The 26,258-nt window shown below is 51.7% G+C and carries 20 protein-coding genes and 1 pseudogene; 16 read left to right on the top strand and 5 right to left on the bottom strand.

Annotated elements, in window-relative coordinates:
* Window positions 1-49 precede the first annotated feature (49 nt).
* Window positions 50-2,809, bottom strand: a complete 2,760-nt coding sequence (barA, locus tag D8682_RS20265; protein ID WP_121815007.1) for a two-component sensor histidine kinase BarA — start codon at window positions 2,807-2,809, stop codon at window positions 50-52.
* Between the two features lie 60 nt (window positions 2,810-2,869).
* Here barA and rlmD point away from each other — a divergent pair, with 60 nt between their 5' ends.
* From rlmD to adhP, 6 genes are all read left to right on the top strand, one after another.
* Window positions 2,870-4,183, top strand: a complete 1,314-nt coding sequence (rlmD, locus tag D8682_RS20270) for a 23S rRNA (uracil(1939)-C(5))-methyltransferase RlmD (RefSeq protein ID WP_121815008.1) — start codon at window positions 2,870-2,872, stop codon at window positions 4,181-4,183.
* A gap of 53 nt (window positions 4,184-4,236) precedes the next feature.
* Window positions 4,237-6,465 (top strand): GTP diphosphokinase, encoded by a 2,229-nt coding sequence (relA, locus tag D8682_RS20275; protein WP_064543865.1) that lies wholly within the window; start codon window positions 4,237-4,239, stop codon window positions 6,463-6,465.
* A 114-nt stretch (window positions 6,466-6,579) separates the two neighbouring features.
* Window positions 6,580-7,371: a nucleoside triphosphate pyrophosphohydrolase gene (gene mazG, locus D8682_RS20280; protein WP_121815009.1), complete on the top strand. Its 792-nt coding sequence runs from the start codon at window positions 6,580-6,582 to the stop codon at window positions 7,369-7,371.
* Window positions 7,372-7,596: 225 nt separating this feature from the next.
* Window positions 7,597-9,237, top strand: a complete 1,641-nt coding sequence (gene pyrG / locus D8682_RS20285) for a glutamine hydrolyzing CTP synthase (protein ID WP_064543868.1) — start codon at window positions 7,597-7,599, stop codon at window positions 9,235-9,237.
* Between the two features lie 84 nt (window positions 9,238-9,321).
* Window positions 9,322-10,626, top strand: a complete 1,305-nt coding sequence (gene eno / locus D8682_RS20290) for a phosphopyruvate hydratase (protein WP_064543870.1) — start codon at window positions 9,322-9,324, stop codon at window positions 10,624-10,626.
* 170 nt (window positions 10,627-10,796) lie between these two features.
* On the top strand, window positions 10,797-11,813 hold the full coding sequence (gene adhP / locus D8682_RS20295; RefSeq protein ID WP_064543872.1) for an alcohol dehydrogenase AdhP: 1,017 nt from the start codon (window positions 10,797-10,799) through the stop codon (window positions 11,811-11,813).
* Window positions 11,814-11,861: 48 nt separating this feature from the next.
* Here adhP and D8682_RS20300 read toward each other — a convergent pair.
* Together D8682_RS20300 and D8682_RS20305 are read right to left on the bottom strand one after the other, a co-directional pair.
* Window positions 11,862-12,074, bottom strand: a pseudogene (locus tag D8682_RS20300) (M20/M25/M40 family metallo-hydrolase); the annotation flags it as partial.
* A gap of 98 nt (window positions 12,075-12,172) precedes the next feature.
* The gene (locus tag D8682_RS20305; protein ID WP_064543921.1) at window positions 12,173-13,000 is read right to left on the bottom strand and encodes a MurR/RpiR family transcriptional regulator; all 828 of its coding nucleotides are present in this window, start codon (window positions 12,998-13,000) and stop codon (window positions 12,173-12,175) included.
* A 177-nt stretch (window positions 13,001-13,177) separates the two neighbouring features.
* Between D8682_RS20305 and D8682_RS20310 the strand changes: the two genes are divergently transcribed.
* The 3 genes from D8682_RS20310 to queE all read left to right on the top strand — a co-directional run bounded on the left by D8682_RS20310 (window position 13,178) and on the right by queE (window position 16,215).
* Window positions 13,178-14,734: a maltose/glucose-specific PTS transporter subunit IIC gene (locus D8682_RS20310; RefSeq protein WP_064543876.1), complete on the top strand. Its 1,557-nt coding sequence runs from the start codon at window positions 13,178-13,180 to the stop codon at window positions 14,732-14,734.
* Window positions 14,731-15,432, top strand: coding sequence for an N-acetylmannosamine-6-phosphate 2-epimerase (locus tag D8682_RS20315; protein WP_121815010.1), 702 nt, complete (start codon window positions 14,731-14,733; stop codon window positions 15,430-15,432). Before D8682_RS20310 ends, D8682_RS20315 begins: the two co-directional genes overlap by 4 nt.
* Before the next feature lie 111 nt (window positions 15,433-15,543).
* A complete protein-coding gene (gene queE, locus D8682_RS20320) occupies window positions 15,544-16,215 on the top strand; it encodes a 7-carboxy-7-deazaguanine synthase QueE (protein WP_121815011.1) in 672 nt (223 codons plus the stop codon).
* 184 nt (window positions 16,216-16,399) lie between these two features.
* Here queE and queD read toward each other — a convergent pair whose 3' ends face one another.
* Window positions 16,400-16,762, bottom strand: coding sequence for a 6-carboxytetrahydropterin synthase QueD (gene queD, locus D8682_RS20325; RefSeq protein WP_202914405.1), 363 nt, complete (start codon window positions 16,760-16,762; stop codon window positions 16,400-16,402).
* A gap of 309 nt (window positions 16,763-17,071) precedes the next feature.
* Between queD and cysJ the strand changes: the two genes are divergently transcribed.
* From cysJ to cysH, 3 genes are all read left to right on the top strand, one after another.
* Window positions 17,072-18,877: an NADPH-dependent assimilatory sulfite reductase flavoprotein subunit gene (gene cysJ, locus D8682_RS20330; protein ID WP_121815012.1), complete on the top strand. Its 1,806-nt coding sequence runs from the start codon at window positions 17,072-17,074 to the stop codon at window positions 18,875-18,877.
* Entirely contained in the window at window positions 18,877-20,589 is a 1,713-nt protein-coding gene (gene cysI, locus D8682_RS20335; protein ID WP_121815013.1) for an assimilatory sulfite reductase (NADPH) hemoprotein subunit, read from the top strand. The genes cysJ and cysI overlap by 1 nt, the downstream gene beginning before the upstream one ends.
* A gap of 138 nt (window positions 20,590-20,727) precedes the next feature.
* On the top strand, window positions 20,728-21,459 hold the full coding sequence (cysH, locus tag D8682_RS20340) for a phosphoadenosine phosphosulfate reductase (RefSeq protein ID WP_064543889.1): 732 nt from the start codon (window positions 20,728-20,730) through the stop codon (window positions 21,457-21,459).
* A gap of 70 nt (window positions 21,460-21,529) precedes the next feature.
* Here cysH and D8682_RS20345 read toward each other — a convergent pair whose 3' ends face one another.
* A complete protein-coding gene (locus D8682_RS20345) occupies window positions 21,530-22,570 on the bottom strand; it encodes an aminopeptidase (protein WP_121815014.1) in 1,041 nt (346 codons plus the stop codon).
* 268 nt (window positions 22,571-22,838) lie between these two features.
* Between D8682_RS20345 and cysD the strand changes: the two genes are divergently transcribed.
* Genes cysD through D8682_RS20365 form a run of 4 tightly spaced genes read left to right on the top strand, consistent with a single transcriptional unit; the run spans window position 22,839 to window position 26,172 of the window.
* Window positions 22,839-23,747, top strand: coding sequence for a sulfate adenylyltransferase subunit CysD (gene cysD, locus D8682_RS20350; RefSeq protein ID WP_064543893.1), 909 nt, complete (start codon window positions 22,839-22,841; stop codon window positions 23,745-23,747).
* Window positions 23,748-23,758: 11 nt separating this feature from the next.
* Window positions 23,759-25,186, top strand: a complete 1,428-nt coding sequence (cysN, locus tag D8682_RS20355) for a sulfate adenylyltransferase subunit CysN (RefSeq protein ID WP_121815015.1) — start codon at window positions 23,759-23,761, stop codon at window positions 25,184-25,186.
* The gene (cysC, locus tag D8682_RS20360; RefSeq protein ID WP_064543897.1) at window positions 25,186-25,791 is read left to right on the top strand and encodes an adenylyl-sulfate kinase; all 606 of its coding nucleotides are present in this window, start codon (window positions 25,186-25,188) and stop codon (window positions 25,789-25,791) included. Before cysN ends, cysC begins: the two co-directional genes overlap by 1 nt.
* A gap of 51 nt (window positions 25,792-25,842) precedes the next feature.
* On the top strand, window positions 25,843-26,172 hold the full coding sequence (locus tag D8682_RS20365) for a DUF3561 family protein (RefSeq protein WP_064543923.1): 330 nt from the start codon (window positions 25,843-25,845) through the stop codon (window positions 26,170-26,172).
* Window positions 26,173-26,258: the final 86 nt, after the last annotated feature.

Raw genomic sequence — 26,258 nt, forward strand, 5'->3', positions numbered from 1 at the left:
CCGCCCTGGTCGGATTAGCGATATTCGACATCAATCACCCACACGGCGCCTAACCGAACATCCGTTGGGCTTCTTTCGAGACATTATTCATCTCATCGAGTAGCTCAAAGAGTTCAGGCTCCAGATCTTCTGGCTTCACGCCACTGCGCAGTTCATGTTCCAGCGTCAGGCAGAGGTTTTTCAACCGTGGCACACCGCTGTAGCTACAGCTTCCGTGAAGTTTATGAATGATATCAACCAACTCCTGCGGGTTTTCCCCGACCAGTTGTTCTTCAACGGTATTGCGGACTTCAGGTAAGAATGCCAGCAGCATCTGGAGGAGATCGCGCGCCAGATCTGGCTTGTTGGCGGCTTGTTGCAATGCGAGTCGCCAATCAAGAGTCTGGTTTGGGCTACTAGTTTGCGCAGCAGAATCGACATTCGCCACCAACGCAGGTGCGGCTATCGCCCCCGGTTGATAACGTAACAGCAGGCTATACAACTTTTTCTCTTCGATTGGCTTGGCAAGATAGTCGTTCATACCCGCGCTTAGCAGCTTCTCTTTTTGCCCTGCCATGGCGTGTGCCGTCACCGCGATAACCGGCGTTTGCTGGTGGTGTGGCAATTGACGAATGACTTCGCAGGCGCGAATACCATCCATCTCAGGCATCTGAATATCCATCAGAATGATGTCTATCTGCATCTGTTTTGCCCGCTCAATGGCTTGTAAACCGCTGCCACACAGCTCAACGTTTTGCACATGATCATCGAGCAATGCGCCGATCAGTTTTAGGTTGGCTGGGTTGTCATCAACGGCCATAACCGTCAGCGGTAATTTTTTGTTCTCAATGTTATCAGCCAGTGCCGGGTGCGCATTGAAGATGTGCTCAGCCAACAGCGGCAGCAGACGCGGTGCGGTGACCGGTTTCAGTAAGCAAGCAGCAACGCCTTCTTTTTTAAGCGATTCAGCATCAATCTGGCAATGGCTTGGCAGAGCCAGAATCAGGCAGTCTGTCATGGTGACGGCTTTCGCCAGTTTTGGATTTTTAATGGATAGCGTGTCACGGAAGGTGACCGGCATACCGAGCAGCATAATGTCGTAGTGCGCTTCGGCGAGGGCGGTAAACGTTGGGCTATACACCACCTCAAGCGGCGTATTGGCTAAAATGTTGAGCGTGCTTTGTGCCGCAGAAGCATTTTGTTCGATATACGCAATGCGTTTGCCCGCCAGATTCTCGGTCGAATAACCGTCCAGCACCGCGTTAGAGTTCAGGTCCAGATTGATATAAAACCAGAAAGTAGAACCTTGATTTGGCTGGCTATGGAACGAGATATCCCCGCCCATTTCACTGACCAATTTCTGAGTGATAACCAGCCCCAGCCCGGTGCCACCATGACGCCGTGAAATACTGGCATCAGCCTGACGAAACGCCTGGAACAGACGCGACTGCTCCTGTTCAGGAATACCAATACCAGTATCATGAATGCGCATCTCAACCTGGACTTTATTGTTTCCTTGCGAGCGCTTCTCGACCACCAAATCAATATTGCCGTTCTCGGTAAACTTAATCGCATTCCCCACCAGGTTAGTCACTACTTGCTGCAAGCGCAGTGGGTCGCCAATCACGTTATCCGGCACATCGTTTTTAATGTTCAGCGTCAGCTCCAGACCTTTGTCATGGGCCGAATGCGCCAGCAATGTCACGACTTCATCGAGCGTATTACGCAGCGGGAATGGAATGCTTTCCAGAATCAGTTTACCCGCTTCCAGTTTGGAGAAGTCCAGCACGTCATTGATGATGGTGAGCAGGTTATTGGCTGAACGTTCGATGGTATACAGATGGTCGCGCTGGGTGGCATTCAAATCTGTTTTCAGCGTCAAACGAGTAAAGCCAATCACCCCATTGAGCGGCGTGCGCAGTTCGTGCGACATATTGGCGAGGAATTCAGACTTAATACGTGCAGCTTCCTGCGCGCGTTTCTTGGCGAGATCCAGTTCAACGTTCTGGATTTCCATCTGCTCAAGTGTTTCGCGCAGGTCAGAAGTGGCCTGGTCAATATTGTGCTGCATCTCTTCGTGATAGGCGGTCAACGACATCGCCATCGAATTGATACCGTTTTTCAGCATATCCAATTCGCCGAGCATGAAACCTTCGACGCGGCTATCGAGTTGACCGCGGCGTATCCGGTCGACGGTATTCACCATGTTACGGATTGGCCCTGTGACATCGCGCATCAGGCGATAAGCGAACAGCATGGCAATGCCAACGCAGAACAACATCATCAACGTCGAGATAAAAATTTCCCGGTATTGCTGCAAACGCACCGATTTCAGGTCGAGCTCAATCGCGACATAGCCGAGCGAATTGCCCGCAGGCTTAGCGTCGGTCACTTCAGATTCGTCTGGTGAATAACTTTCAGAAATAATGGGCGTGCGCAGAATGATTGAATCACCGTGGCGTGAAATGCTCAGGCTGTGCGGCGGTTTTTCATGGTTTGGTAGCTTCAGTACCGAAGCATTTAACTGATAATTCGAGGTGACAAACAGCTTGTTGTTTTCATCGAATACTGAAATTGCCCGCACAATATCGGAGTGGCGGCGGTGCAACACACTGACCAACTGGCGTATCGATTCGCGGCTATGGAAACTCATGCCATATTCGCTGGCAACTGCCAGCGGCTCGATAATGTTGGCACCCGAGTCTTCGAGCTGACGCTGCAAGTCGTTGTAGCGATGGACGACAAAAAAGATACTGAGCAATAAACCGATCATTAATGTCGGTGCCAGAATCAGGATCATCATGCGTGCGCGCAGGCTGTAGTTGGTCATGGGGTTCCGATATGGGACAATTGAAGCAATAGTTAATATTTTGAGAGAGCATACAGGCTCATGGCGCAATTCTACTCTGCAAAGCGACGGGTTACGACTCGTCAAATCATAAGCGTGACGGTTAACGACCTTGATCCGTTTGGTCAGGGCGTTGCCCGCCATAACGGTAAAGCGCTTTTTATCCAGGGTGCACTGCCTGGCGAACAGGTCGAAGTCACGGTTACTGATGACAAACGTAACTTTGCACAGGCTAAAGTTAAGCGACGTTTAAATGATAGCCCGCAACGTGTTGCGCCGCGTTGTCCGCACTTTGGCGTTTGCGGAGGGTGCCAGCAGCAACATGCCAGCATCGAATTACAGCAGCAAGCAAAATCCCGTGCGCTTGCCCGCATGATGGGGACGCGTGAAACCCCTGCGGTGGTCAACGAAATAATTTCTGGTTCGCCATGGGGTTATCGTCGCCGTGCGCGCTTGGGGTTGAATTACCTGCCTAAAACACAAACCTTACAGATGGGATTTCGCAAGTCGCAAGACAGTGAACTGGTGAATATTCACCATTGCCCTGTTTTGGAACCCCAACTTGAGGCATTGCTGGAACCTTTGCACCAATGTTTATCAACATTAAAAGCGGTGCGTCGTTTAGGCCATGTTGAACTGGTACTTGCAGATAATGGCCCGCTGATGGTGTTGCGTCATTTAGATGCACTAAATGACGACGACAGGCAAAAACTGGAACGCTTTTCGCATTCTACTGGCGTCGCGCTGTTTTTAGCGCCGGACAGTGAGACACTCACGGCGCTGGGTGAGGACGAGCCTTGTTATCATTCAGACGGGCTACGCTTAACGTTCAGTCCGCGCGATTTCATTCAGGTGAACGATGGTGTGAACCAGCAAATGGTTGCGCGTGCTATTGAATGGCTGGATATTCAGCCAACTGACCGCGTGCTGGACCTGTTCTGCGGAATGGGAAACTTTACGCTCCCGCTCGCAACCCGCGCTGAAAGTGTCGTTGGAGTGGAAGGCGTTGCTGCGCTAGTGGCGAAAGGCGAATATAATGCTCGATATAATTCGCTGAAAAATGTCACATTCTTCCATGAAAACCTGGAAGATGATGTGACTCGTCAACCCTGGGCTGCCCAGGGTTTTGACAAAATATTGCTCGACCCCGCACGAGCGGGTGCACCAGGCGTCATGCAACACGTGATCGCACTTGCTCCTAAGCGAGTGGTCTATGTTTCATGTAATCCGACAACACTTGCCCGTGATAGCGAGGCATTGCTGGCAGCGGGTTATCAACTGCGCCAATTGGCAATGCTGGACATGTTCCCGCATACCGGGCATCTGGAGTCGATGGCGCTGTTTGAGCGAAATTAAGTATTTGGATCAAGTCGTGTGAATGATTCAAGCCCCACCGAAGAGGACGGACAATGGTTGCGGTAAGAAGTGCACATCTCAATAAAGCTGGCGAATTTGCGCCCGATAGATGGATTGCTAGTCTCGGGATCACCAACCAGCAGTCATGTGAACGCTTAGCCGAAACCTGGCGGTATTGCGAGCAACAAACCAAAGGCCATCCTGACGCGGAGTTGCTGTTGTGGCGCGGCGTTGAAATGGTCGAAATCCTGTCGATGCTGAGCATGGACAACGATACGCTGCGAGCCGCCTTGCTGTTCCCTCTTGCCGACGCGGGCGTGGTCACCGAAGAGGTGATGCGCGAAAGCATCGATAGCCAGGTCGTCACGCTGATTCACGGCGTGCGCGACATGGCCGCCATCCGCCAGCTAAAAGCCGCACATACCGATTCAGTCTCTGCTGAACAGGTTGATAACGTGCGTCGCATGTTGCTGGCGATGGTGGACGATTTCCGCTGCGTGGTGATTAAACTCGCAGAACGCATCGCTCACCTGCGTGAAGTGAAAGATGCGCCGGAAGACGAACGCGTTCTGGCGGCAAAAGAGTGCACCAATATCTATGCGCCGCTTGCCAACCGCCTGGGCATTGGCCAGCTCAAATGGGAGCTGGAAGACTACTGCTTCCGCTATTTGCATCCCGATGAATACAAACGTATCGCGAAATTGCTGCACGAGCGTCGTATCGACCGTGAGCATTACATCGACGAGTTTGTTAGTGCGTTGCGTAAATCGATGAAAGAAGAGGGCGTGAAGGCTGAAGTGTATGGCCGCCCGAAACACATCTACAGCATCTGGCGCAAGATGCAGAAAAAATCCCTCGCCTTTGACGAGCTGTTTGATGTGCGTGCGGTGCGCGTGGTGGCGGAGCGTTTACAGGATTGCTACGCGGCACTCGGCATCGTGCACACCCATTATCGCCATATGCCCGACGAGTTTGACGATTACGTCGCCAACCCGAAACCCAACGGTTATCAGTCGATTCACACCGTGGTGTTGGGGCCAAATGGCAAAACTATTGAAATCCAGATCCGAACCAAGCAGATGCATGAAGATTCGGAACTGGGGGTTGCTGCCCACTGGAAGTACAAAGAGGGTAATGCCAAAAGCGGCAGTTCGGGCCACGAAGACCGCATTGCGTGGTTGCGTAAACTGATTGCCTGGCAAGAAGAAATGGCCGACTCCGGCGAGTTGCTGGATGAAGTGCGCAGTCAGGTGTTTGATGACCGCGTGTATGTGTTTACCCCGAAAGGTGACGTAGTGGACTTGCCTGCCGGTTCCACGCCACTGGACTTTGCCTACCACATTCACAGCGATGTTGGGCATCGCTGCATCGGTGCGAAAATAGGTGGCCGCATTGTGCCGTTTACCTATCAGCTGCAAATGGGCGATCAGATTGAAGTTATCACTCAGAAACAGCCGAACCCAAGCCGTGACTGGCTGAACCCTAACTTGGGTTACATCACCACCAGCCGGGGCCGCGCGAAAATCCACAACTGGTTCCGTAAACAGGATCGTGACAAAAACATACTGGCCGGGCGCCAAATCCTTGATGATGAAATTGAGCATCTGGGTATCAGCCTGAAAGAAGCCGAAAAATCGTTGCTGCCACGTTATAACTTCAATGAAGTTGAAGAGTTACTGGCGGCCATTGGTGGTGGGGATATTCGTCTTAACCAGATGAGTAACTACCTGCAATCGCAGTTTAATAAGCCGACTGCAGCTGAACAGGATGAGCAAGCTCTTCGCCAACTGAAGCAAAAAACGCATACACCACAATCGCGCAGCAAAGATAATGGCCGTGTGGTGGTGGAAGGTGTTGGCAATCTGATGCACCACATTGCACGTTGCTGCCAGCCGATTCCTGGCGACGAAATCGTCGGCTTCATTACGCAGGGGCGTGGGATCTCTATTCACCGTGCAGACTGCGACCAGTTGGCGGAACTGCAATCCCATGCGCCAGAACGTATTGTTGATGCGGTTTGGGGGGAAAGCTATTCCAGTGGTTATTCGCTGGTGGTGCGTGTGACGGCTAATGACCGTAGCGGCCTGTTGCGAGACATCACCACCATTCTGGCGAACGAAAAGGTCAACGTTTTGGGTGTTGCAAGCCGTAGCGATACCAAACAGCAACTGGCGACCATCGACATGAATATCGAAATCTACAACCTGCAGGTATTAGGCCGTGTACTGGGTAAATTGAACCAGGTGCCGGATATCATCGACGCGAAGCGTTTGCACGGCTGATTTATTGCCCCTCACCCCGACCCTCGCCCCTTTGGGGCGAGGGAGAAAAGATCGTTCCCTCTCTATCAGGGAGAGGGCCAGGGTGAGGGTTGTTTTTATTTGTAAGGATTCCTAATGACTCAAATTACCCGCCTGCTGAATATCATGAAGCGCCTGCGCGATCCGGAAACGGGTTGTCCGTGGGATAAAGAACAAACCTTCGCTACTATCGCACCCTATACCCTGGAAGAAACCTACGAAGTGCTCGACGCCATCAACCGCGAAGATTTTGATGATTTACGCGGTGAACTGGGCGATTTACTGTTCCAGGTGGTGTTTTACGCGCAAATGGCTCAGGAAGAAGGGCGCTTTAATTTCGATGACATCTGCGAAGCCATCAGTGACAAACTTGAACGTCGCCACCCACATATCTTTGCTGATGCTATTGCTGAAAACAGCACCGAAGTGCTGGCTCGCTGGGAACAAATCAAAAGCGATGAGCGTGCTGAAAAGGCGCAACATTCTGCGCTCGATGATATTCCTCATTCCTTACCTGCTTTGATGCGTGCGCACAAAATCCAAAAGCGATGCTCAACCGTTGGCTTCGACTGGACCACTCTTGGCCCTGTGTTAGACAAAGTCTATGAAGAGATCGACGAAGTGATGTTTGAGGCAAAACAGGTTGTCGTTGACGAAGCGAAACTGGAAGAAGAAGTCGGTGATTTATTGTTCGCGACCGTTAATCTTGCGCGTCATTTAGGCACCAAAGCGGAGACTGCTTTGCAAAAAGCTAATCTGAAATTCGAGCGCCGTTTCCGCCAGGTGGAACAGATTATCGCCGCCAGGGGCCTGACAATGACCGGTGTTGACCTGGAAATCATGGAAGAAGTCTGGCAAGAAGTTAAACGCCAGGAAACTGAAATTTAACGCGTTTTTGTGGTCAAACACATTTAATGGCAATTTCAATTTAACAAGCGATTGATTTACGTCAAAAACATTTATTCCAGACGGGCTATTTTCAGTGCCCTGACAAAGTGCGAGGTCAGGGCTTTGCAGACAGAATGAAAGTTTGTGGCGCCGATACTGTTCGGGTATACTACTTTCCCGTCCTGGTACTCCCATCGTCTTTAAACCTAACTTCTCAGGTTCAGCATGACAACGAACTATATTTTTGTGACCGGCGGGGTCGTTTCCTCTCTGGGTAAAGGCATTGCCGCAGCCTCCCTCGCAGCTATTCTCGAAGCCCGTGGCCTCAACGTATCCATCATGAAACTCGATCCGTACATCAACGTCGATCCGGGTACCATGAGCCCTATTCAACATGGGGAAGTGTTCGTTACAGAAGACGGCGCTGAAACCGACCTGGATTTAGGTCACTACGAGCGTTTCATTCGCAACAAAATGACGCGTCGTAACAACTTCACCACTGGCCGTATTTACTCAGATGTTCTGCGTAAAGAACGCCGTGGCGACTATCTGGGCGCGACTGTCCAGGTTATTCCACACATCACGAACGCTATCAAAGAACGCATCCTTGAAGGTGGCGAAGGCTACGATGTTGTTCTGGTTGAAATCGGCGGTACTGTAGGTGATATCGAATCCCTGCCGTTCCTCGAAGCGATTCGCCAGATGGCTGTCGAAGTGGGTCGTGAGCACACGCTGTATATGCACCTGACTCTGGTGCCATACATGGCCGCTGCCGGTGAAGTGAAAACTAAACCGACTCAACACTCCGTAAAAGAACTGCTTTCCATCGGTATTCAGCCAGATGTGCTGATCTGCCGCTCTGACCGCGTGGTTCCGGCAAATGAACGTGCGAAAATTGCATTGTTCTGTAACGTCCCGGAGAAAGCGGTTATTTCTCTGAAAGATGTCGATTCTATCTATAAAATTCCAGGCCTGTTGAAATCACAGGGGCTGGACGATTATATTTGTAAACGATTCAGCTTGAACGTTCCTGAAGCTAACTTGTCCGAATGGGAACAAGTTATTTACGAAGAAGCGAATCCGACAAGCGAAGTTACGATTGGTATGGTCGGCAAGTACATTGAACTGCCAGATGCCTACAAATCTGTGATTGAAGCGCTGAAACACGGTGGTTTGAAAAATCGTCTGACCGTTAACATCAAGCTGATTGACTCGCAGGATGTTGAAACTCGCGGTGCTGAAGAAATGCTGAAGGGATTGGATGCTATCCTTATCCCTGGCGGTTTCGGTTACCGTGGTGTGGAAGGCAAAATCGCCACCGCGCGCTATGCTCGTGAACAGAACATTCCGTATCTGGGTATTTGCTTAGGTATGCAAGTGGCGCTGATCGAGTTCGCACGAAACGTTGCAGGTATGGCTAACGCCAACTCAACTGAATTTGTGCCAGACTGTAAATACCCGGTGGTTGCCTTAATCACCGAGTGGCGAGACGAAGAAGGTAACGTTGAAGTTCGTACTGAAAAGAGCGACTTGGGCGGCACCATGCGTCTTGGCGGCCAGCAGTGTCAGTTGACCGATGGTAGTCTGGTGCGCCAGATGTACGGTGAACCGACAATTACTGAGCGTCATCGCCATCGTTATGAAGTCAACAACATGTTGTTGAAACAAATTGAAACAGCAGGTCTGCGCGTTGCGGGCCGTTCCGGTGATGACCAACTGGTAGAAATCATCGAAGTACCAAATCATCCGTGGTTTGTTGCTTGCCAGTTCCACCCGGAATTTACTTCGACTCCGCGTGATGGCCACCCACTGTTTGCAGGCTTTGTGAAAGCTGCAGGTGAGTACCAGAAGCGCCAGGAAAAGTAAGCAGAAAGTTAGAACGACAACGCGCGAATGTTTCGCGCGTTGTTTGTCTGGAGTTTTAGTTTAACTTGTACTGAGGAAAATCTAATGTCCAAAATCGTTAAAGTCATCGGTCGTGAAATCATCGACTCCCGTGGTAACCCGACTGTTGAAGCTGAAGTTCATCTGGAAGGCGGTTTCGTAGGTATGGCTGCTGCACCATCAGGTGCTTCAACTGGTTCCCGCGAAGCGCTGGAACTGCGCGATGGCGACAAATCTCGCTTCCTGGGCAAAGGCGTTCTGAAAGCCGTTGCTGCAGTTAATGGCCCGATCGCTGCGGCTGTAACTGGTAAAGATGCGAAAGACCAGGCTAACATCGATAAAATCATGATCGACCTGGACGGTACCGAAAACAAATCTAACTTCGGTGCTAACGCAATCCTGGCTGTTTCTCTTGCTGCTGCTAAAGCTGCTGCTGCCTCTAAAGGCCTGCCGCTGTATGCACACATCGCTGAACTGAACGGCACTCCAGGCAAATTCTCTATGCCACTGCCTATGATGAATATCATCAACGGCGGCGAGCACGCTGATAACAACGTTGATATCCAAGAGTTCATGATTCAACCAGTTGGTGCGAAAAACCTGAAAGAAGCCATCCGTATGGGTTCTGAAGTTTTCCATACCCTGGCTAAAGTTCTGAAATCTAAAGGCATGGGTACTGCTGTTGGTGACGAAGGTGGCTATGCGCCAAACCTGGGTTCCAACGCTGAAGCACTGGCTGTAATCGCTGAAGCGGTTAAAGCTGCAGGTTACGAGCTGGGTAAAGACATTACTCTGGCTATGGACTGTGCTGCTTCTGAATTCTACAAAGACGGTAAATACGTTCTGGCTGGCGAAGGCAACAAAGCTTTCACCTCTGAAGAATTCACTGCATTCCTGGAAGATCTGACCAAACAGTACCCAATCGTTTCTATCGAAGACGGTCTGGACGAGTCTGATTGGGATGGTTTCGCACACCAGACTAAAGTTCTGGGCGACAAAATCCAGTTGGTTGGTGACGATCTGTTCGTAACTAACACCAAAATCCTGAAAAGAGGTATCGACAACGGTATCGCTAACTCCATTCTGATCAAATTCAACCAGATCGGTTCTCTGACCGAAACTCTGGCTGCGATCAAAATGGCGAAAGATGCTGGCTACACTGCAGTTATCTCTCACCGTTCAGGCGAAACTGAAGACGCTACCATCGCTGACCTGGCTGTTGGTACTGCTGCAGGCCAGATCAAAACTGGTTCTATGAGCCGTTCTGACCGTGTTGCTAAGTACAACCAGCTGATTCGTATTGAAGAAGCTCTGGCTGCTGCGGGCACACCAGCTCCGTTCAACGGTCTGAAAGAAGTTAAAGGTCAGTAATTCGTTACTGCTTTAAATTCTTACAAAAAACCCGCTTCGGCGGGTTTTTTTATTTCTATTTTTGCTGGCTCCTGAACAACATATAGCCGATCTCACTAGTAGAGTTTGCAGTTCCCCCACCTGTCGACCAGGCTTACGGGGACTTTTCACTCACAGGTCAGGAGACCGACATGAAAGCAGCAGTTGTTAATAAAGATCACTCTGTAGGGATCATCGACAAACCTGTTCGAGCCCTTAAACACGGCGAAGCATTGCTGACAATGGAATGCTGTGGCGTATGCCATACCGATTTACATGTGAAAAATGGAGATTTTGGTGATGTAACAGGCATTACGCTGGGGCATGAAGGCATTGGCGTAGTGAAAACAGTTGGCCCAGGGGTGACTTCCCTGAAAGTGGGCGACCGCGCAAGCGTTGCCTGGTTCTTCCGCGGCTGCGGCAACTGTGAATACTGTAATACTGGCAATGAAACGCTGTGTCGCAGCGTCACCAACGCGGGTTATACCGCCGATGGTGGCATGGCTGAAGAGTGCATTGTCGTTGCCGATTACGCGGTAAAAGTCCCTGATGGACTTGAATCTGCGGCGGCCAGCAGCGTGACTTGTGCTGGTGTCACCACTTACAAAGCGGTGAAAGTCTCGCATATCAAACCGGGGCAGTGGATTGCGATTTATGGCCTTGGCGGCCTTGGCAACCTCGCGCTGCAATACGCTAAAAACGTCTTTAATGCCAAAGTCATTGCCATCGACGTCAATGATGCACAGCTCGAATTCGCCAAAGAGTGTGGCGCGGATTTGGTCATCAACTCACGCAATGAAGATGCGGCAAAAGTCATCCAGGAAAAAGTAGGCGGTGCCCATGCTGCGGTAGTGACTGCGGTGGCGAAAGCGGCATTCAACTCTGCGGTAGACGCTGTTCGTGCGGGTGCGCGTATCGTTGCGGTCGGTTTACCATCAGAATCCATGAGCCTGAACATTCCACGTCTGGTACTTGATGGTATCGAAGTCGTCGGTTCTTTGGTTGGAACGCGCCATGATTTAGCTGAAGCCTTCCAGTTTGCTGCCGAAGGAAAAGTGGTTCCTAAAGTGACCATGCGTCCACTTGAAGATATCAATGCTATCTTCAAAGAAATGGAAGACGGTAAAATCAAAGGCCGCATGGTGATTGATTTTAAAACCAAAAAGTAAGCTATGTGATTAGCTAAAAGTGGCCGGGAAACCCCGGCCATTGGTTTTTTAAAGCGACTGAATCACCCGCTTAAGCAGGCGGATTCTTGGCTCAATGCTATCCAGTTCCAGATACTCTGACACACTGTGGAAACCGGCACCTATTGGCCCGAAACCGTCCAGAGAAGGGATACCCAACGCTGCCGTATGGTTAGCATCAGAGCCACCACCGACGGACTTCCACTTCACGTCGATACCTTCTGCGACACCGGCCTGCTCAACCCGTGGGTCACTAAACCGGTTTTGTAGGGTGGATAAGCGATAGCGCCATCCACCATTTGCGTCAGTTTGTCGGATGGCACTGCGCTTATTACCCGATATCAGATAAGCAATGGCAGCGTGGCGCTGGCGGTTTGCTGGCTTGTGGCGGCGTATTGGTTATCGTGAGTAATCAGCTCTCCCACCAGTACCTCCACCAACAACATGGCTCCCACTTTGGCGTTTAACGCACCGGCGCTTAATGGGCCTTCTGGTTTAGCGGCAACCAGCAACAGATCGGCAAGATCGGCGAGAGGGCTGCGCAATGTGTTACTAATCAGCAGCACACAGGCATGGCGCTTTTTGGCGAGTTTCACCACATGCATTAAATCTTTGGTGGAACCGGAACTCGAAATCACCACTACCAGATCACGCTCGCTAAGCGTTGCTGCATTCATCGCTGCGCGGTGCATATCGCTAAACAACTGTGCAGGTTTGCCTAAGCGCAGCAATTTGTAATGCAGGTAATCCCCCATAATTGCGCTGGCTGCAACGCCATAAATTTGCACCGAAGTGGCACGATGCAGGGCAATGCCCGCCTGTTGCAGCACCTCGCGATTGAGCAGTTTCCCGGTATCTCTCAGCGCCTGCACAGACTCTTCGATTAACTCATCAATACTGTCTTCGCTCACGGGAGCGGGAGGCTGCTGCTGTTGAACATCCAGCGCCAGCGCCATCTTAAATTCGGTATATCCCTTGCAGCCTAAATGGCGGCACAGGCGAGTGACGCTGGCCTCGCTGGTTTCACTTTCACGCGCCAGCTCGGTGATGGTCAGATACAGCACCTTCTGCGGCTCGCCAAGAACGAACTCGCCTAGTTTTTGTAACGTTGGGCTGTAACCTGGCAGACCCTGACGCAAGTGCAGCAATAAATTTTCGTTTTCTGTCATCGGACCCATCCCACGGCCTTACTTAATTACTGGACATAGTGTGGAGGAAAGCGGCCCCGCAGTGCCAGCAGATTCGGTTAACTGTGATGTGGATCGTATTGATGGTGAAAATTTTCACTTGCTACGTCTTATTGTGGTAATAATTTTCATCACAGTAATTTGGCAGGAAGAAAATTTATGTCAATCTTTAGCGGTACCTCTTCTGGGGGCTGGTTTGAAAAGGCCCAGCGTTTTGGCAAGTCGTTCATGTTACCTATCGCTGTTTTACCGGCAGCCGGGCTGTTGCTGGGGATTGGCGGTGCGCTGTCTAATCCCAATACTGTTGCGGCCTATCCCTTCCTGGATGTCGCCTGGTTACAGGGTATTTTCACCATCATGGCGAGTGCGGGTTCAATCGTGTTTGCTAACCTGGCGGTGTTATTTGCCGTCGGCGTGTCTGTAGGGCTGGCAAAAGGGGATAAAGGCACTGCGGGTCTGGCGGCATTACTGGCTTATCTGGTAATGAACGCTACCATCAATGCGTTGCTGACATTAAGCGGCACACTGGCGGCAACCAATCCAGGTGCGGTCGGGCAGGGGATGGCATTAGGTATCCAGACGCTGGAAACCGGCGTTTTTGGTGGCGTGGTCATCGGTATCGTCACTTCACTGCTGCATAACCGCTATAACAAAATCGCGCTACCGCAATTCCTTGGTTTCTTCGGTGGTTCACGTTTTGTGCCGATAATCAGCTCGCTGGTCGCTATCCTGGTTGGCGCGGCGATGACCGTCATCTGGCCGCATTTCCAGAAACTCATTTTTGGCATGGGCGGCCTGGTGGATGCCACCGGTTACCTCGGGACATTTATCTACGGCTTCGTGCTGCGTATGCTCGGCCCATTCGGTCTGCACCATATCTTCTACCTGCCATTCTGGACGACGGCGCTTGGCGGTACCGAGATGGTTAACGGTCAACTGGTTGAAGGCACACAGCGCATCTTCTTTGCCCAGTTGGCTGACCCGAACACCCAGCAGTTCTACATCGGCACTTCACGTTTCATGTCTGGCCGCTTTATCACCATGATGTTTGGCCTGGTGGGTGCGTGCCTGGCGATGTATCACACTGCGAAACCTGAGAATCGCAAGCGTGTGGCGGGGCTGTTACTTTCTGCGGCGTTAACCTCTTTCTTAACCGGTATTACCGAACCTATCGAGTTCTCTTTCCTGTTTATCGCCCCGGTGTTGTACGTGATCCACGCGTTGTTCGATGGCCTGGCATTTATGCTGGCGCACATGCTGCACATCACCATCGGCCAGACATTTTCTGGCGGTTTTATTGATTTCATTCTGTTTGGTGTGTTGCAGGGCGAAGCTAAAACCCACTGGATGTACGTCCCGCTTGTCGGTATTCCGTGGTTCTTCCTGTACTACTTCACCTTCCGTTTCGTGATTACACGCTTCAATTTCAAAACGCCGGGCCGTGAAGATGCGGGAACGGAAAGCGTGCAGGTCACAGCAGGCGAGCGCCCGTTGCAAGTCATCATCGCGTTGGGCGGCAAAGAGAATATTGTCGAGCTTGATTGCTGTGCCACTCGTCTGCGCGTCACGTTACATGATGGTTCACTGGTTGATGAGGCCCTATTAAAAGAGACCGGCGCTCGTGCCGTTATCCAGCGCGGCAATGGCGTACAGGTGATTTACGGCCCGCACGTCACGATTATTAAAAATGAAGTAGAGGAGATTCTCGCCATATGAAACCGTCCATGTTGTCGCTGATTGAGGGAAAACTGATTGTTTCCTGCCAGGCGTTGGAAAATGAACCGTTACACAGCTCGTTTATTATGTCGAAAATGGCGCTGGCAGCCGCACAAGGTGGTGCTTGTGCGATTCGCGCCAACAGTTTGCCAGACGTTCAAACAATCATGGAAACAGTTGATTTACCGGTGATTGCGATCATCAAACGTGATTATCCGGGCAGCGATGTTTACATCACGCCAACTCTCAAAGAGGTGGATGAGTTAATGGCCGCAAACCCGGCGATGATTGCGCTGGATGGCACCGGGCATGAACGCCCTGGCCAACAGGACTTGCGCGGCCTGGTGGCGGCAATTCGCCAGCGTTATCCGCAGTTGCTGTTGATGGCGGATATTGCCACCGTTGAAGAAGCTCGTGATGCCGCCGCACTGGGTTTTGATTGTGTTGGCACCACGCTACATGGTTATACCGCTGAAACGAAAGGGCAAATTCTGGCGACGAATGGCTGCCAGTTCTTGCGCGATGTTCTGGCGGCGGTCGATGTGCCGGTTATTGCTGAAGGGAATGTGGAAACGCCGGAAATGGCTGCGCATTGCCTGGCTCTCGGGGCTCATGCGGTGGTAGTCGGCGGGGCGATTACTCGCCCGCAGCAAATCACACGCCGCTTCGTAAATGCCATCGCAACTTCCAGGTTGTGATGGCAGTGACAGGCCCAGTCTCCCCCTGATTGGGCCTGTCACACCGTTACGCATGATCTCAACCGTCACTTCTGCGATAATCACTCTTTACGCCCATTATTTGAGAAGACTATGCAGTATCTGATTAACGAGATGTTCCAGACCCTGCAAGGGGAGGGCTATTTTACTGGTGTGCCCGCCATTTTTATTCGCCTGCAAGGCTGCCCGGTGGGCTGCGCGTGGTGCGATACCAAACACACCTGGGATAAACTCGCGGATCGTGAAGTCTCTTTGTTCAGCATCCTTGCTAAAACCAAAGAAAGCGACAAATGGGGCAACGCTAGCCCTGAAGATTTGCTGGCGATTTTCCAGCGCCAGGATTACACCGCGCGCCATGTGGTGATTACCGGCGGCGAGCCATGCATTCACGATCTCACACCATTAACTTCGCTGTTTGAGCACCACGGTTATAGCTGCCAGATTGAAACCAGCGGCACGCATGAAGTGCGTTGCACTGCCGGAACCTGGGTGACCGTTTCCCCGAAAGTGAATATGCGTGGTGGTTACGACGTACTGTCTCAGGCTTTAGAACGTGCCGATGAAATTAAACATCCGGTGGGGCGTATGCGGGATATCGAAGCGCTGGATGAACTGTTAGCGACCCTGGTTGACGATAAAAAACGGGTGATTGCGCTTCAGCCTATCAGCCAGAAAGAAGATGCGACGCGTCTGTGTATCGAAACTTGTATCGCCCGCAACTGGCGGCTTTCAATGCAGACGCATAAGTATTTGAATATCGCTTAAAACCAAAAAGGCACCTCTACGGTGCCTTCAGATTGCTGACAAAGGGTGATAAATGTGTTTTGTAGGGTGGATAAGCGTTAGCGTCATCCACCATTTACGCCAGTGGTGTCGGATGACGCTGCGCTTATCTGACCTACGAAGAAGTTTGTCATCAGTCTCAAGGCACCTTTACGGTGCCTTTCTTTTAACCCTTATACACGCAACCGGCGGTACAGGTTTCTTTCACCATCACTGAACTTAGCAGCGGCACAAGCGGCTTCATTTCGTCCCAAATCCATTTTGCCAGCACTTCGCTGGTTGGATTCTCAAGCCCAGGAATATCATTCAGATAGTAATGATCAAGCCTGTCATAAGTCGGTTTAAACGCCGCCTTCAGCTCAGAAAAATCCATAATCCAGCCGGTATACGGATCAACCTCGCCAGTGATTTCCAGGCGCACCATAAATGAATGACCATGTAAGCGACCGCATTTGTGGCCTTCTGGTACATGTGGCAGGTGGTGAGCGGCTTCGAAGGTAAAATCTTTAAACAGGGTGGTGGACATAATTAAGTCTCTTTCATACAAAATAACCGCGGCATAGTACAGGAAATGACTATTTCACGCATTAACTATACCTGCCAGGCGGGTGCCAACTCCCCCTGATAGTATTTTTCTTTCTGTTATCTTTTATTTTTCATTAAGTTAACTAATCACTTTTAACGTTATGGATTACCCGTAAAAGTGGTTAGTCGTTTTGGTTATTTGTTATTTCTATCCCTTCTTTAATTGTTATTATCGCGATGGTTACCCTTACACCATTCCCGTTTATTCGTTCGATATTAAAAACGGATCTTTTGTTACTGGAACTCACAACGCATGACAATTCAGGCCCCACCGACCGCACTGTTACCGCTAACCCCGGAGCAACTGGCACGCCTCCAGGCGGCGACGACAGATTTCTCGCAGACTCAACTGGCCTGGTTATCCGGCTATTTCTGGGGAATGATTAATCAACAACCTGGTACTGTTGCGGCAGCTCAACCTGCTGCGGCTGAAGTTCCGGTCATTACGCTGATTTCTGCATCGCAAACCGGTAACGCGCGCCGCGTCAGCGAACAACTGCGCGACGATTTACTGGCGGCTAAACTAAACGTTAACCTGGTTAACGCGGGCGACTATAAATTCAAACAAATTGCCCAGGAAAAACTGCTGATTGTTGTCACTTCAACGCAAGGCGAGGGCGAACCGCCGGAAGAAGCCGTGGCGTTGCACAAATTCCTGTTCTCGAAAAAGGCACCAAAACTGCCAGGCACTGCGTTTGCAGTCTTTAGCCTTGGCGACACCTCTTACGAATTCTTCTGCCAGTCGGGTAAAGATTTTGATAACAAACTCGCGGAACTCGGCGGTGAGCGCCTGTTGGATCGTGTGGATTGTGATGTCGAATTCCAGCCAGCCGCCGCGCAGTGGCGGGCAAAAATTGTCGACGTTCTGAAATCCCGCGTACCGGCAGAAACTCCGGCGCAAGCGGCAGTCACCGCCACGGGCGTTGCCAACGAAATCTTCACCAGCCCGTACAGCAAAGAAGCGCCGCTGACCGCAACGCTTGCGGTTAACCAGAAAATTACCGGTCGCGATTCTGAAAAAGACGTGCGTCACTTTGAGATTGACCTGAGTGATTCCGGTTTGCGTTACCAGCCGGGGGATGCGCTGGGCGTCTGGTACCAAAACGATCAAGCATTGGTGAAAGAGCTGGTCGAACTGCTGTGGCTGAAAGGCGATGAAAGCGTCACTGTCGATGGCAAAACTTTGCCACTGAGCGAAGCGCTGGAGTGGCATTTCGAGCTGACCATCAATACCGCCAACATCGTTGAGAAGTATGCGCAGGTTACCCGCAACGCCGCGTTGCTGGATCTGGTGGGTGATAAAACCAAATTGCAGCACTTTGCTCACAACACGCCGATTGTCGACATGGTGCGTTACGCGCCAGCGGAATTAACTGCTGAGCAGCTGATTGATTTACTGCGCCCGCTGACGCCGCGCCTGTACTCGATTGCTTCTTCGCAGGCTGAAGCGGAAAGCGAAGTGCACATTACCGTTGGCGTGGTGCGTTATGACATCGAAGGCCGCGCCCGTACTGGCGGTGCTTCTGGTTACCTTGCTGACCGCCTTGGGGAAGATGGCGAAGTACGTGTGTTCATCGAACATAACGATAACTTCCGCCTGCCTGCCAACCCGGAAACGCCGGTGATTATGATTGGCCCTGGCACCGGCATCGCACCATTCCGCGCCTTTATGCAGCAGCGTGAAAGTGATGGGGCAACCGGTAAAAACTGGCTGTTCTTCGGCAACCCGCACTTTACCGATGATTTCCTGTATCAGGTTGAATGGCAGCGTTACGTCAAAGATGGCCTACTGACGAATATCGATCTGGCCTGGTCTCGCGACCAGCAACACAAAATATACGTACAAGATAAACTGCGCGAAAAAGGCGCGGAACTGTGGAACTGGATTAAAGAAGGTGCCCACATTTACGTCTGCGGCGATGCCAATCGCATGGCTAAAGACGTTGAGCAGGTTTTACTGGAAGTGGTAGCCGAGTTCGGTGGCATGGATACCGAAACGGCCGATGAATTTTTAAGTGAGCTGCGCGTTGAGCGCCGTTATCAGCGAGATGTCTACTAATGAGCGAAAAACACCCAGGACCATTAGTGGTCGAAGGCAAACTGTCTGACGCCGAGCGCCTGAAACGCGAAAGCAATTACCTGCGCGGCACTATCAAAGAAGATTTGCAGGACGGGCTGACCGGTGGCTTCAGAGGCGACAACTTTTTGCTGATCCGCTTTCACGGCATGTATCAGCAGGATGACCGTGATATTCGTGCAGAACGTGCAGAACAAAAGCTCGAGCCGCGCCATGCGATGATGCTGCGCTGCCGTCTGCCGGGTGGGATTATCACCACCGAGCAATGGCGTGCGATTGATAAATTTGCCGAAGATAAAACCATTTACGGCAGCATTCGTCTGACTAACCGCCAGACTTTCCAGTTCCACGGCATTCTGAAAAAGAACGTGAAACCGGCGCACGAAATGCTGCACGAAGTTGGGCTGGATGCGCTGGCAACCGCTAACGACGTGAACCGCAACGTGCTGTGTACCTCAAACCCGGTGGAGTCTGAGCTGCACCAGGAAGCGTACGAATGGGCGAAAAAGCTTTCTGAACATCTGCTGCCGCGCACCCGTGCTTATGCCGAGATCTGGTGGGATCAAGAGAAAGTCGCCACCACCGACGAAGAGCCGATCCTCGGTGAAACGTATCTGCCGCGTAAGTTTAAAACCACGGTGGTGGTACCGCCGCAGAATGACGTCGATCTTCATGCCAATGACATGAACTTCATCGCCATTGCCAAAGACGGCAAGCTGGTGGGCTTCAACCTGCTGGTGGGCGGCGGTTTGTCCATCGAACACGGCAACAAAGCAACCTATGCCCGCACCGCGAGCGAGTTCGGTTACATTCCGCTTGAGCACACGCTGGCGGTGGCGGAAGCCGTTGTCACCACACAACGCGACTGGGGCAACCGTACCGATCGTAAAAATGCCAAGACCAAATACACCCTTGAGCGTGTTGGCGTGGAGGTGTTTAAAGCCGAAGTTGAACGCCGCGCAGGCATCAAATTCGAGCCGACTCGCGCGTATGAATTTACCGGACGTGGCGATCGTATTGGCTGGGTAAAAGGCATCGACGACAAATGGCACCTGACGCTGTTTATCGAAAATGGCCGTATCCTGGACTACCCGGACCGTCCGCTGAAAACCGGCCTGATGGCGATCGCGAAGATCCACAAAGGCGACTTCCGCCTGACGGCAAACCAGAACCTGATCGTCGCTGGTGTACCGGCCAGTGAAAAAGCAGCTATCGAGAAGATCGCCAAAGAAAGCGGCCTGATGAACGCGGTGAAACCACAGCGTGAAAACTCAATGGCCTGCGTTTCCTTCCCGACTTGCCCGCTGGCGATGGCCGAAGCTGAACGCTTCCTGCCGCAGTTTGTGACTAAAGTTGAAGAAGTGCTGGAAAAACACCAGGTGCCAGATGAACACATCGTCACGCGTGTTACCGGCTGCCCGAACGGCTGTGGCCGCGCGCTGCTGGCGGAAATCGGCCTGGTGGGCAAAGCGCCAGGCCGCTATAACCTGCATATTGGCGGTAACCGCATCGGCACGCGTATCCCGCGCATGTACCGTGAAAACATCACTGAGCCGGAAATTCTGGCCTCCATTGATGAGTTGGTCGGGCGCTGGGCGAAAGAGCGTGAAGCTGACGAAGGCTTCGGTGATTTCACCATCCGCGCCGGGATTATTCGCCCGGTACTGGACCCGGCCCGGGACTTGTGGGACTAGCACTATTCTTCTCCTTCTCCTGGGGGAGAAGGCCGGATGAGGGCGTCTGGGCTTACTACGTGCGTAAGCACTCGACATGGGTCGCCCTCACCCTAACCCTCTCCCCAGGGAGAGGGAATACTATTTAGCGAGGTATCTATGCCTGTACTCGATCTAAAAGCGCTGAACGAACTCCCTAAAGTCGAGCGCATCATGGCCCTGGCGGAGGTCAACAGCCAGCTTGAAAAACTTAGCGCCGAACAGCGTGTCAGCTGGTCGCTGGAAAACTTGCCTGGTGAGTTTGTACTCTCCTCGAGTTTTGGGATTCAGGCAGCAGTGTCTCTGCACCTGGTCACCCAACAGTTCCCGGATATTCCGGTGATCCTCACCGACACCGGTTATCTGTTCCCGGAAACCTACCAGTTCATTGATGAACTCACCGATAAGCTGAAGCTGAATCTGCAAGTCTTTAGCGCGAAGGAAAGTGCCGCGTGGCAGGAAGCGCGTTACGGAAAACTGTGGGAACAGGGCGTTGAAGGCATTGAGAAATACAATGATATCAACAAAGTTGAGCCGATGAACCGTGCGCTGCATGAACTCAACGGGCAAACCTGGTTTGCTGGTTTGCGCCGTGAACAATCGGGCAGCCGTGCCCATTTACCGGTGCTGGCGATTCAGCGTGAAGTGTTTAAAATCCTGCCGATCATCGACTGGGACAACCGCCAGGTTTACCAATACCTCACCGCCAATGGCCTGAAATACCACCCGTTGTGGGATCAAGGCTACCTTTCCGTGGGCGATACCCACACCACGCGTAAGTGGGAAGAAGGCATGGCTGAAGAAGAGACGCGTTTCTTTGGGCTTAAGCGCGAGTGTGGTTTGCACGAGTAGTTATCTGATTGTTGTATATAAAAAACCCTTCGCGCTATGCAGAAGGGCTTTTTATTGGTTAAACAAAGAATTAATGCTTCGCCTTAGCCAGCTCCTTCACCAATGGCAACATCACGCGCACTACGTCACGGCTGCGTTTTTCAATGCGCTGCGGTAGCCACTTATCCAGATATTGCTGGTTATCAATTAAGGCATTATGCCAACTGGTTCCATCGGGGAACGCTTTGCTTTTTACGCGTTGCTGATAGCCATCTTTCTTACCCAGCGACCAGTTGGTGGCTTCCACTGAAAGCACCGGGATCCCGGCTTTATCAAACACTTCAGCATCGTTACAGCAGGCAGTACCTTTTGGATAATGGGCATTAAGTCCAGGATTGGTCGTGGCCTTAATATTTAACTGCCGTGCCAACGCTAATGCGCGGTCACGTGTCATTTTAGTGACGGCGGTCGGCGTCGATTTACCGCTGTTGAAATAGAGCTTTTCGCCGACAATCAGACTATCGAGATTAATCACCAGCAGGGTGTTTTTCTTGTCGCTGGCACTCATGCGTTTCAGGATATCTTCCGCGCCCAACGAACCAAGTTCTTCACCGCTGGTGGCGATAAAACGGATGCCGTAGCGTGTTGGTATATCTTTCAGGCGGGTGGCAAGCTCCAGCATCACGCCCAGGCCTGAAGCATTATCATCCACGCCTTGTAGCGTTAAACCGCCAAGGTTGTTATTCACGTCGTTGTCATTGAGCGGCGAAAAAGTATCGAGATGCGCCATGATGATGATTTGCTGCGGTTCAATACCTTCACGAGCGGCGATCACCGAGCTTGCGCTGACGTTATGCCAGTTCTGATGACCGTCTTTGCTGGTGTAAAGGTAACGGGTGTTGAAGCGGCGAATATCGCTTTGGTAGCCAAGCTGGCTAAATTGTTGATTCAGGTAATCCGCGGCCATCATTTCCGCCGGGCTGCCTGTCATTCGGCCTGGGAAAACGGTCGCGATGTGGCGCGTTTGTTGGTCGGCAATGTTGCCCATCGTGGTTGCGTTGGCAAACGCAGGCAAGGTACAGCAAATTCCTAACGCCAGGCTGGTAAGCGTTTGGCGCAATGCGGAAAACATAGTGAGTCCCTTTTAAACCGGAAAATTTTTTGCCTGCATAGTATGAAACTGTGATGGAGACTACACAATTTCTATCGTTCCGAAACCCAGGATAATTCGAGGGTTAAGCACATTTTGTCATTTGCTTTTGCATCTCGTTATTCTTTTGTGGAACTAGTCATTCCAATTAGTAATTTCATAACAAATCAACCTCAGCCGTATAGTCCCTGCATGAATTTAAAACGGCGGGCCATGACCCACCGTACTAAACCTCGGTTAAGGGAAGGTTATGGACCAAAAACGACTCACACACTTACGGCAACTGGAGGCAGAAAGCATCCATATCATCCGTGAGGTTGCCGCCGAATTTTCCAATCCGGTAATGATGTATTCCATCGGTAAAGACTCATCGGTGATGTTGCATTTGGCCCGTAAAGCCTTTTATCCAGGCACACTTCCGTTCCCGCTGCTGCATGTCGACACCGGCTGGAAATTCCGCGAAATGTACGATTTCCGTGACCGTACCGCGAAGAATTACGGTTTTGAATTGTTGGTGCATAAAAACCCGGAAGGGGTGGCGATGGGCATTAACCCCTTCGTGCATGGCAGCGCCAAACATACTGACATCATGAAAACCGAGGGCCTGAAGCAGGCGCTGAGCAAATACGGTTTTGATGCCGCCTTTGGTGGCGCTCGTCGTGACGAAGAAAAATCACGCGCTAAAGAACGTATCTATTCATTCCGTGACCGCTTCCATCGCTGGGACCCAAAAAACCAGCGCCCTGAACTGTGGCACAACTACAACGGCCAGATTAATAAAGGCGAAAGCATTCGTGTGTTCCCGCTTTCCAACTGGACCGAACTGGATATCTGGCAGTACATCTTCCTGGAAAATATCGAAATCGTGCCGCTGTATCTGGCAGCACCGCGCCCGGTTCTTGAGCGCGATGGCATGCTGCTGATGGTGGATGATGACCGCATCGATTTGCAGCCAGGTGAAGTGATTGAGCAGAAAATGGTGCGCTTCCGTACCCTGGGCTGCTGGCCGCTAACCGGTGCCGTTGAATCCGAGGCGCAGACGCTGCCGGAAATCATCGAAGAGATGCTGGTTTCGACCACCAGTGAACGTCAAGGGCGGGCAATTGACCGCGACCAGGCAGGCTCCATGGAGCTTAAAAAACGCCAGGGTTATTTCTAAGGAGCCGCCAGATGAACACCACTATTGCACAACAAATTGCTGATGAAGGCGGCGTAGAAGCCTACCTGCATGCGCAACAACACAAAAGCCTGCTGCGCTTTTTGACCTGCGGCAGCGTCGATGACGGTAAAAGTACCCTGATTGGCCGCCTGCTGCATGACACGCGCCAAATTTATGAAGATCAGCTTTCATCGCTGCATACCGACAGCAAACGCCACGGCACGCAGGGTGAAAAACTGGATCTGGCTTTGCTGGTGGACGGCTTACAAGCCGAACGCGAGCAGGGCATTACCATTGATGTGGCCTACCGTTATTTCTCGACCGAAAAACGTAAATTTATTATTGCTGATACCCCTGGGCATGAGCAGTACACCCGTAATATGGCGACCGGTGCATCAACCTGCGAGCTGGCGATCTTATTGATCGATGCGCGTAAAAGCGTGCTGGATCAAACGCGCCGCCACAGTTTTATCTCCACACTTTTGGGGATCAAACATTTGGTGGTGGCGGTCAACAAAATGGATCTGGTGAATTACAGCGAAGAGACTTTCGAGCAGATCAAACAAGATTACCTGACCTTTGCCGAGCAACTTCCGGCGGATCTGGATATTCGCTTTGTTCCGTTGTCGGCGCTGGAAGGCGATAACGTGGCGACGCAAAGCAACAGCATGCCGTGGTATTCCGGCCCAACGCTGCTGGAACTTCTGGAAACCGTCGAAGTGAAGCGTGTGGTTGAACAACAGCCGATGCGTTTCCCGGTTCAGTATGTGAATCGCCCGAATCTGGATTTCCGTGGTTATGCAGGAACGCTGGCATCCGGCGTGGTGAACGTCGGGCAGCGTGTGAAGGTTCTGCCGTCGGGTGTTGAATCTTCCATTGCCCGAATTGTGACTTTTGATGGGGATTTGCAACAAGCTGCTGCGGGCGAAGCCATCACTTTGGTGCTGAAAGATGAAATCGACATCAGCCGCGGTGATTTGCTGGTTGATGCCAGCGATGCGCAGCCTGCGGTGCAAACCGCGAAAGTCGACGTGGTGTGGATGGCAGAACAAGCGCTGGTCCCGGGCCAAAGCTACGACATTAAAGTCGCAGGCAAGAAAACCCGCGCTCGCGTCGACAACATCCATTATCAGGTTGAAATTAACAGCCTGACGCAGCGCGTCGTCGAAAACCTGCCGCTCAATGGAATTGGCCTCGTTGATTTAACGTTCGACGAACCTCTGGTGCTGGATAAATACCAGGATAACCCGGTCACGGGCGGGTTGATTTTCATCGACCGACTGAGCAACGTGACAGTCGGTGCCGGAATGGTGCGTGAACCGCAACAAGATGTGTATCAGGAGCCGTCAGCCTTCAGCGCTTTTGAGCTGGAACTGAACGCGCTGGTGCGCCGTCATTTCCCGCACTGGGGCGCACGTGATTTGCTGGGAGGCAAATAATGGCTGAGCACGACGAAAACGTCGTCTGGCATGCGCATCCGGTGACGGTTGCGCAACGTGAAAAGCTTCATCAGCATCGCGGTGCGGTGCTGTGGTTTACCGGGCTGTCTGGCTCGGGTAAATCCACCATCGCGGGGGCGCTTGAAGAAGCGTTGCACCAGCTTGGTGTGAGCACCTACTTACTGGATGGCGACAATGTGCGTCACGGTTTGTGCAGTGACCTCGGTTTTAGCGATGCAGATCGTAAAGAAAATATCCGTCGTGTCGGCGAAGTTGCCAACCTAATGGTGGATGCGGGACTGGTGGTGCTGACGGCATTTATCTCTCCGCATCGTGCAGAACGCCAGATGGTTCGTGACCGTGTCGGTGAAGGGCGGTTTATCGAAGTGTTTGTTGATACACCACTTTCTGTCTGTGAAGCGCGTGACCCAAAGGGTTTGTACAAAAAAGCCCGTGCCGGAGAGTTACGGAATTTCACTGGAATTGACTCGGTTTACGAAGCGCCAGTGAACCCGGAAATATACTTAGACGGCGAACAATTGGTAACAAATTTGATTGCGCAATTATTAGACCTGTTGCGCCGTGACGTTATTATCAAATCCTAAGACATTTCCAGGCACATCATGCGCCTGGTTTGCATGGTTTACGGATTCGTTATGCGCAATAGCACCAACCTGGCTATGACATCTACATCGGCTGAAGCTAGCCCCAGTACCGAAGAAACGACCTGGTCATTGGCTGGGGCGTTCATCGGCTTTTTGTCGTGGTTGCTGGCATTGGGTTTGCCCTTCTTGATTTATGGCCCTAATACCCTGTTTTTCTTTCTGTATACCTGGCCTTTCTTCCTCGCATTATTGCCTGTTGCCGTGGTGGTAGGGATTGCTTTGCATTCTCTGTTGCATGGCCGCTTGATCTTTAGCTGCATCGTAACCGTGCTGGCGGTGGGGCTGATGTTTGGCATGCTTTTCCTGTGGCTGATGGGTTAACGCAATATACCCGTCATCCTTCAAGCTGCAGGGGTGTTGGCTGCAATTCGAATGCTAACGGGTATAAACTTTTTATGACTGCAAGG

This window comes from Buttiauxella sp. 3AFRM03 (assembly GCF_003675305.1).
GTDB classification, from domain to species: domain Bacteria; phylum Pseudomonadota; class Gammaproteobacteria; order Enterobacterales; family Enterobacteriaceae; genus Buttiauxella; species Buttiauxella ferragutiae.

Bases quoted from the DNA above. Each gene is read 5' to 3' on its own strand.
- cysI (WP_121815013.1), top strand. From the start codon at position 18,877: ATGAGCGAAAAACACCCAGGACCATTAGTGGTCGAAGGCAAACTGTCT.
- D8682_RS20345 (WP_121815014.1), bottom strand. From the start codon at position 22,570: ATGTTTTCCGCATTGCGCCAAACGCTTACCAGCCTGGCGTTAGGAATT.
- cysD (WP_064543893.1), top strand. From the start codon at position 22,839: ATGGACCAAAAACGACTCACACACTTACGGCAACTGGAGGCAGAAAGC.
- cysH (WP_064543889.1), top strand. From the start codon at position 20,728: ATGCCTGTACTCGATCTAAAAGCGCTGAACGAACTCCCTAAAGTCGAG.
- cysN (WP_121815015.1), top strand. From the start codon at position 23,759: ATGAACACCACTATTGCACAACAAATTGCTGATGAAGGCGGCGTAGAA.
- cysC (WP_064543897.1), top strand. From the start codon at position 25,186: ATGGCTGAGCACGACGAAAACGTCGTCTGGCATGCGCATCCGGTGACG.
- queE (WP_121815011.1), top strand. From the start codon at position 15,544: ATGCAGTATCTGATTAACGAGATGTTCCAGACCCTGCAAGGGGAGGGC.
- cysJ (WP_121815012.1), top strand. From the start codon at position 17,072: ATGACAATTCAGGCCCCACCGACCGCACTGTTACCGCTAACCCCGGAG.
- pyrG (WP_064543868.1), top strand. From the start codon at position 7,597: ATGACAACGAACTATATTTTTGTGACCGGCGGGGTCGTTTCCTCTCTG.
- D8682_RS20365 (WP_064543923.1), top strand. From the start codon at position 25,843: ATGCGCAATAGCACCAACCTGGCTATGACATCTACATCGGCTGAAGCT.
- barA (WP_121815007.1), bottom strand. From the start codon at position 2,809: ATGACCAACTACAGCCTGCGCGCACGCATGATGATCCTGATTCTGGCA.
- D8682_RS20305 (WP_064543921.1), bottom strand. From the start codon at position 13,000: ATGACAGAAAACGAAAATTTATTGCTGCACTTGCGTCAGGGTCTGCCA.
- eno (WP_064543870.1), top strand. From the start codon at position 9,322: ATGTCCAAAATCGTTAAAGTCATCGGTCGTGAAATCATCGACTCCCGT.
- relA (WP_064543865.1), top strand. From the start codon at position 4,237: ATGGTTGCGGTAAGAAGTGCACATCTCAATAAAGCTGGCGAATTTGCG.
- D8682_RS20310 (WP_064543876.1), top strand. From the start codon at position 13,178: ATGTCAATCTTTAGCGGTACCTCTTCTGGGGGCTGGTTTGAAAAGGCC.
- adhP (WP_064543872.1), top strand. From the start codon at position 10,797: ATGAAAGCAGCAGTTGTTAATAAAGATCACTCTGTAGGGATCATCGAC.
- D8682_RS20315 (WP_121815010.1), top strand. From the start codon at position 14,731: ATGAAACCGTCCATGTTGTCGCTGATTGAGGGAAAACTGATTGTTTCC.
- rlmD (WP_121815008.1), top strand. From the start codon at position 2,870: ATGGCGCAATTCTACTCTGCAAAGCGACGGGTTACGACTCGTCAAATC.
- mazG (WP_121815009.1), top strand. From the start codon at position 6,580: ATGACTCAAATTACCCGCCTGCTGAATATCATGAAGCGCCTGCGCGAT.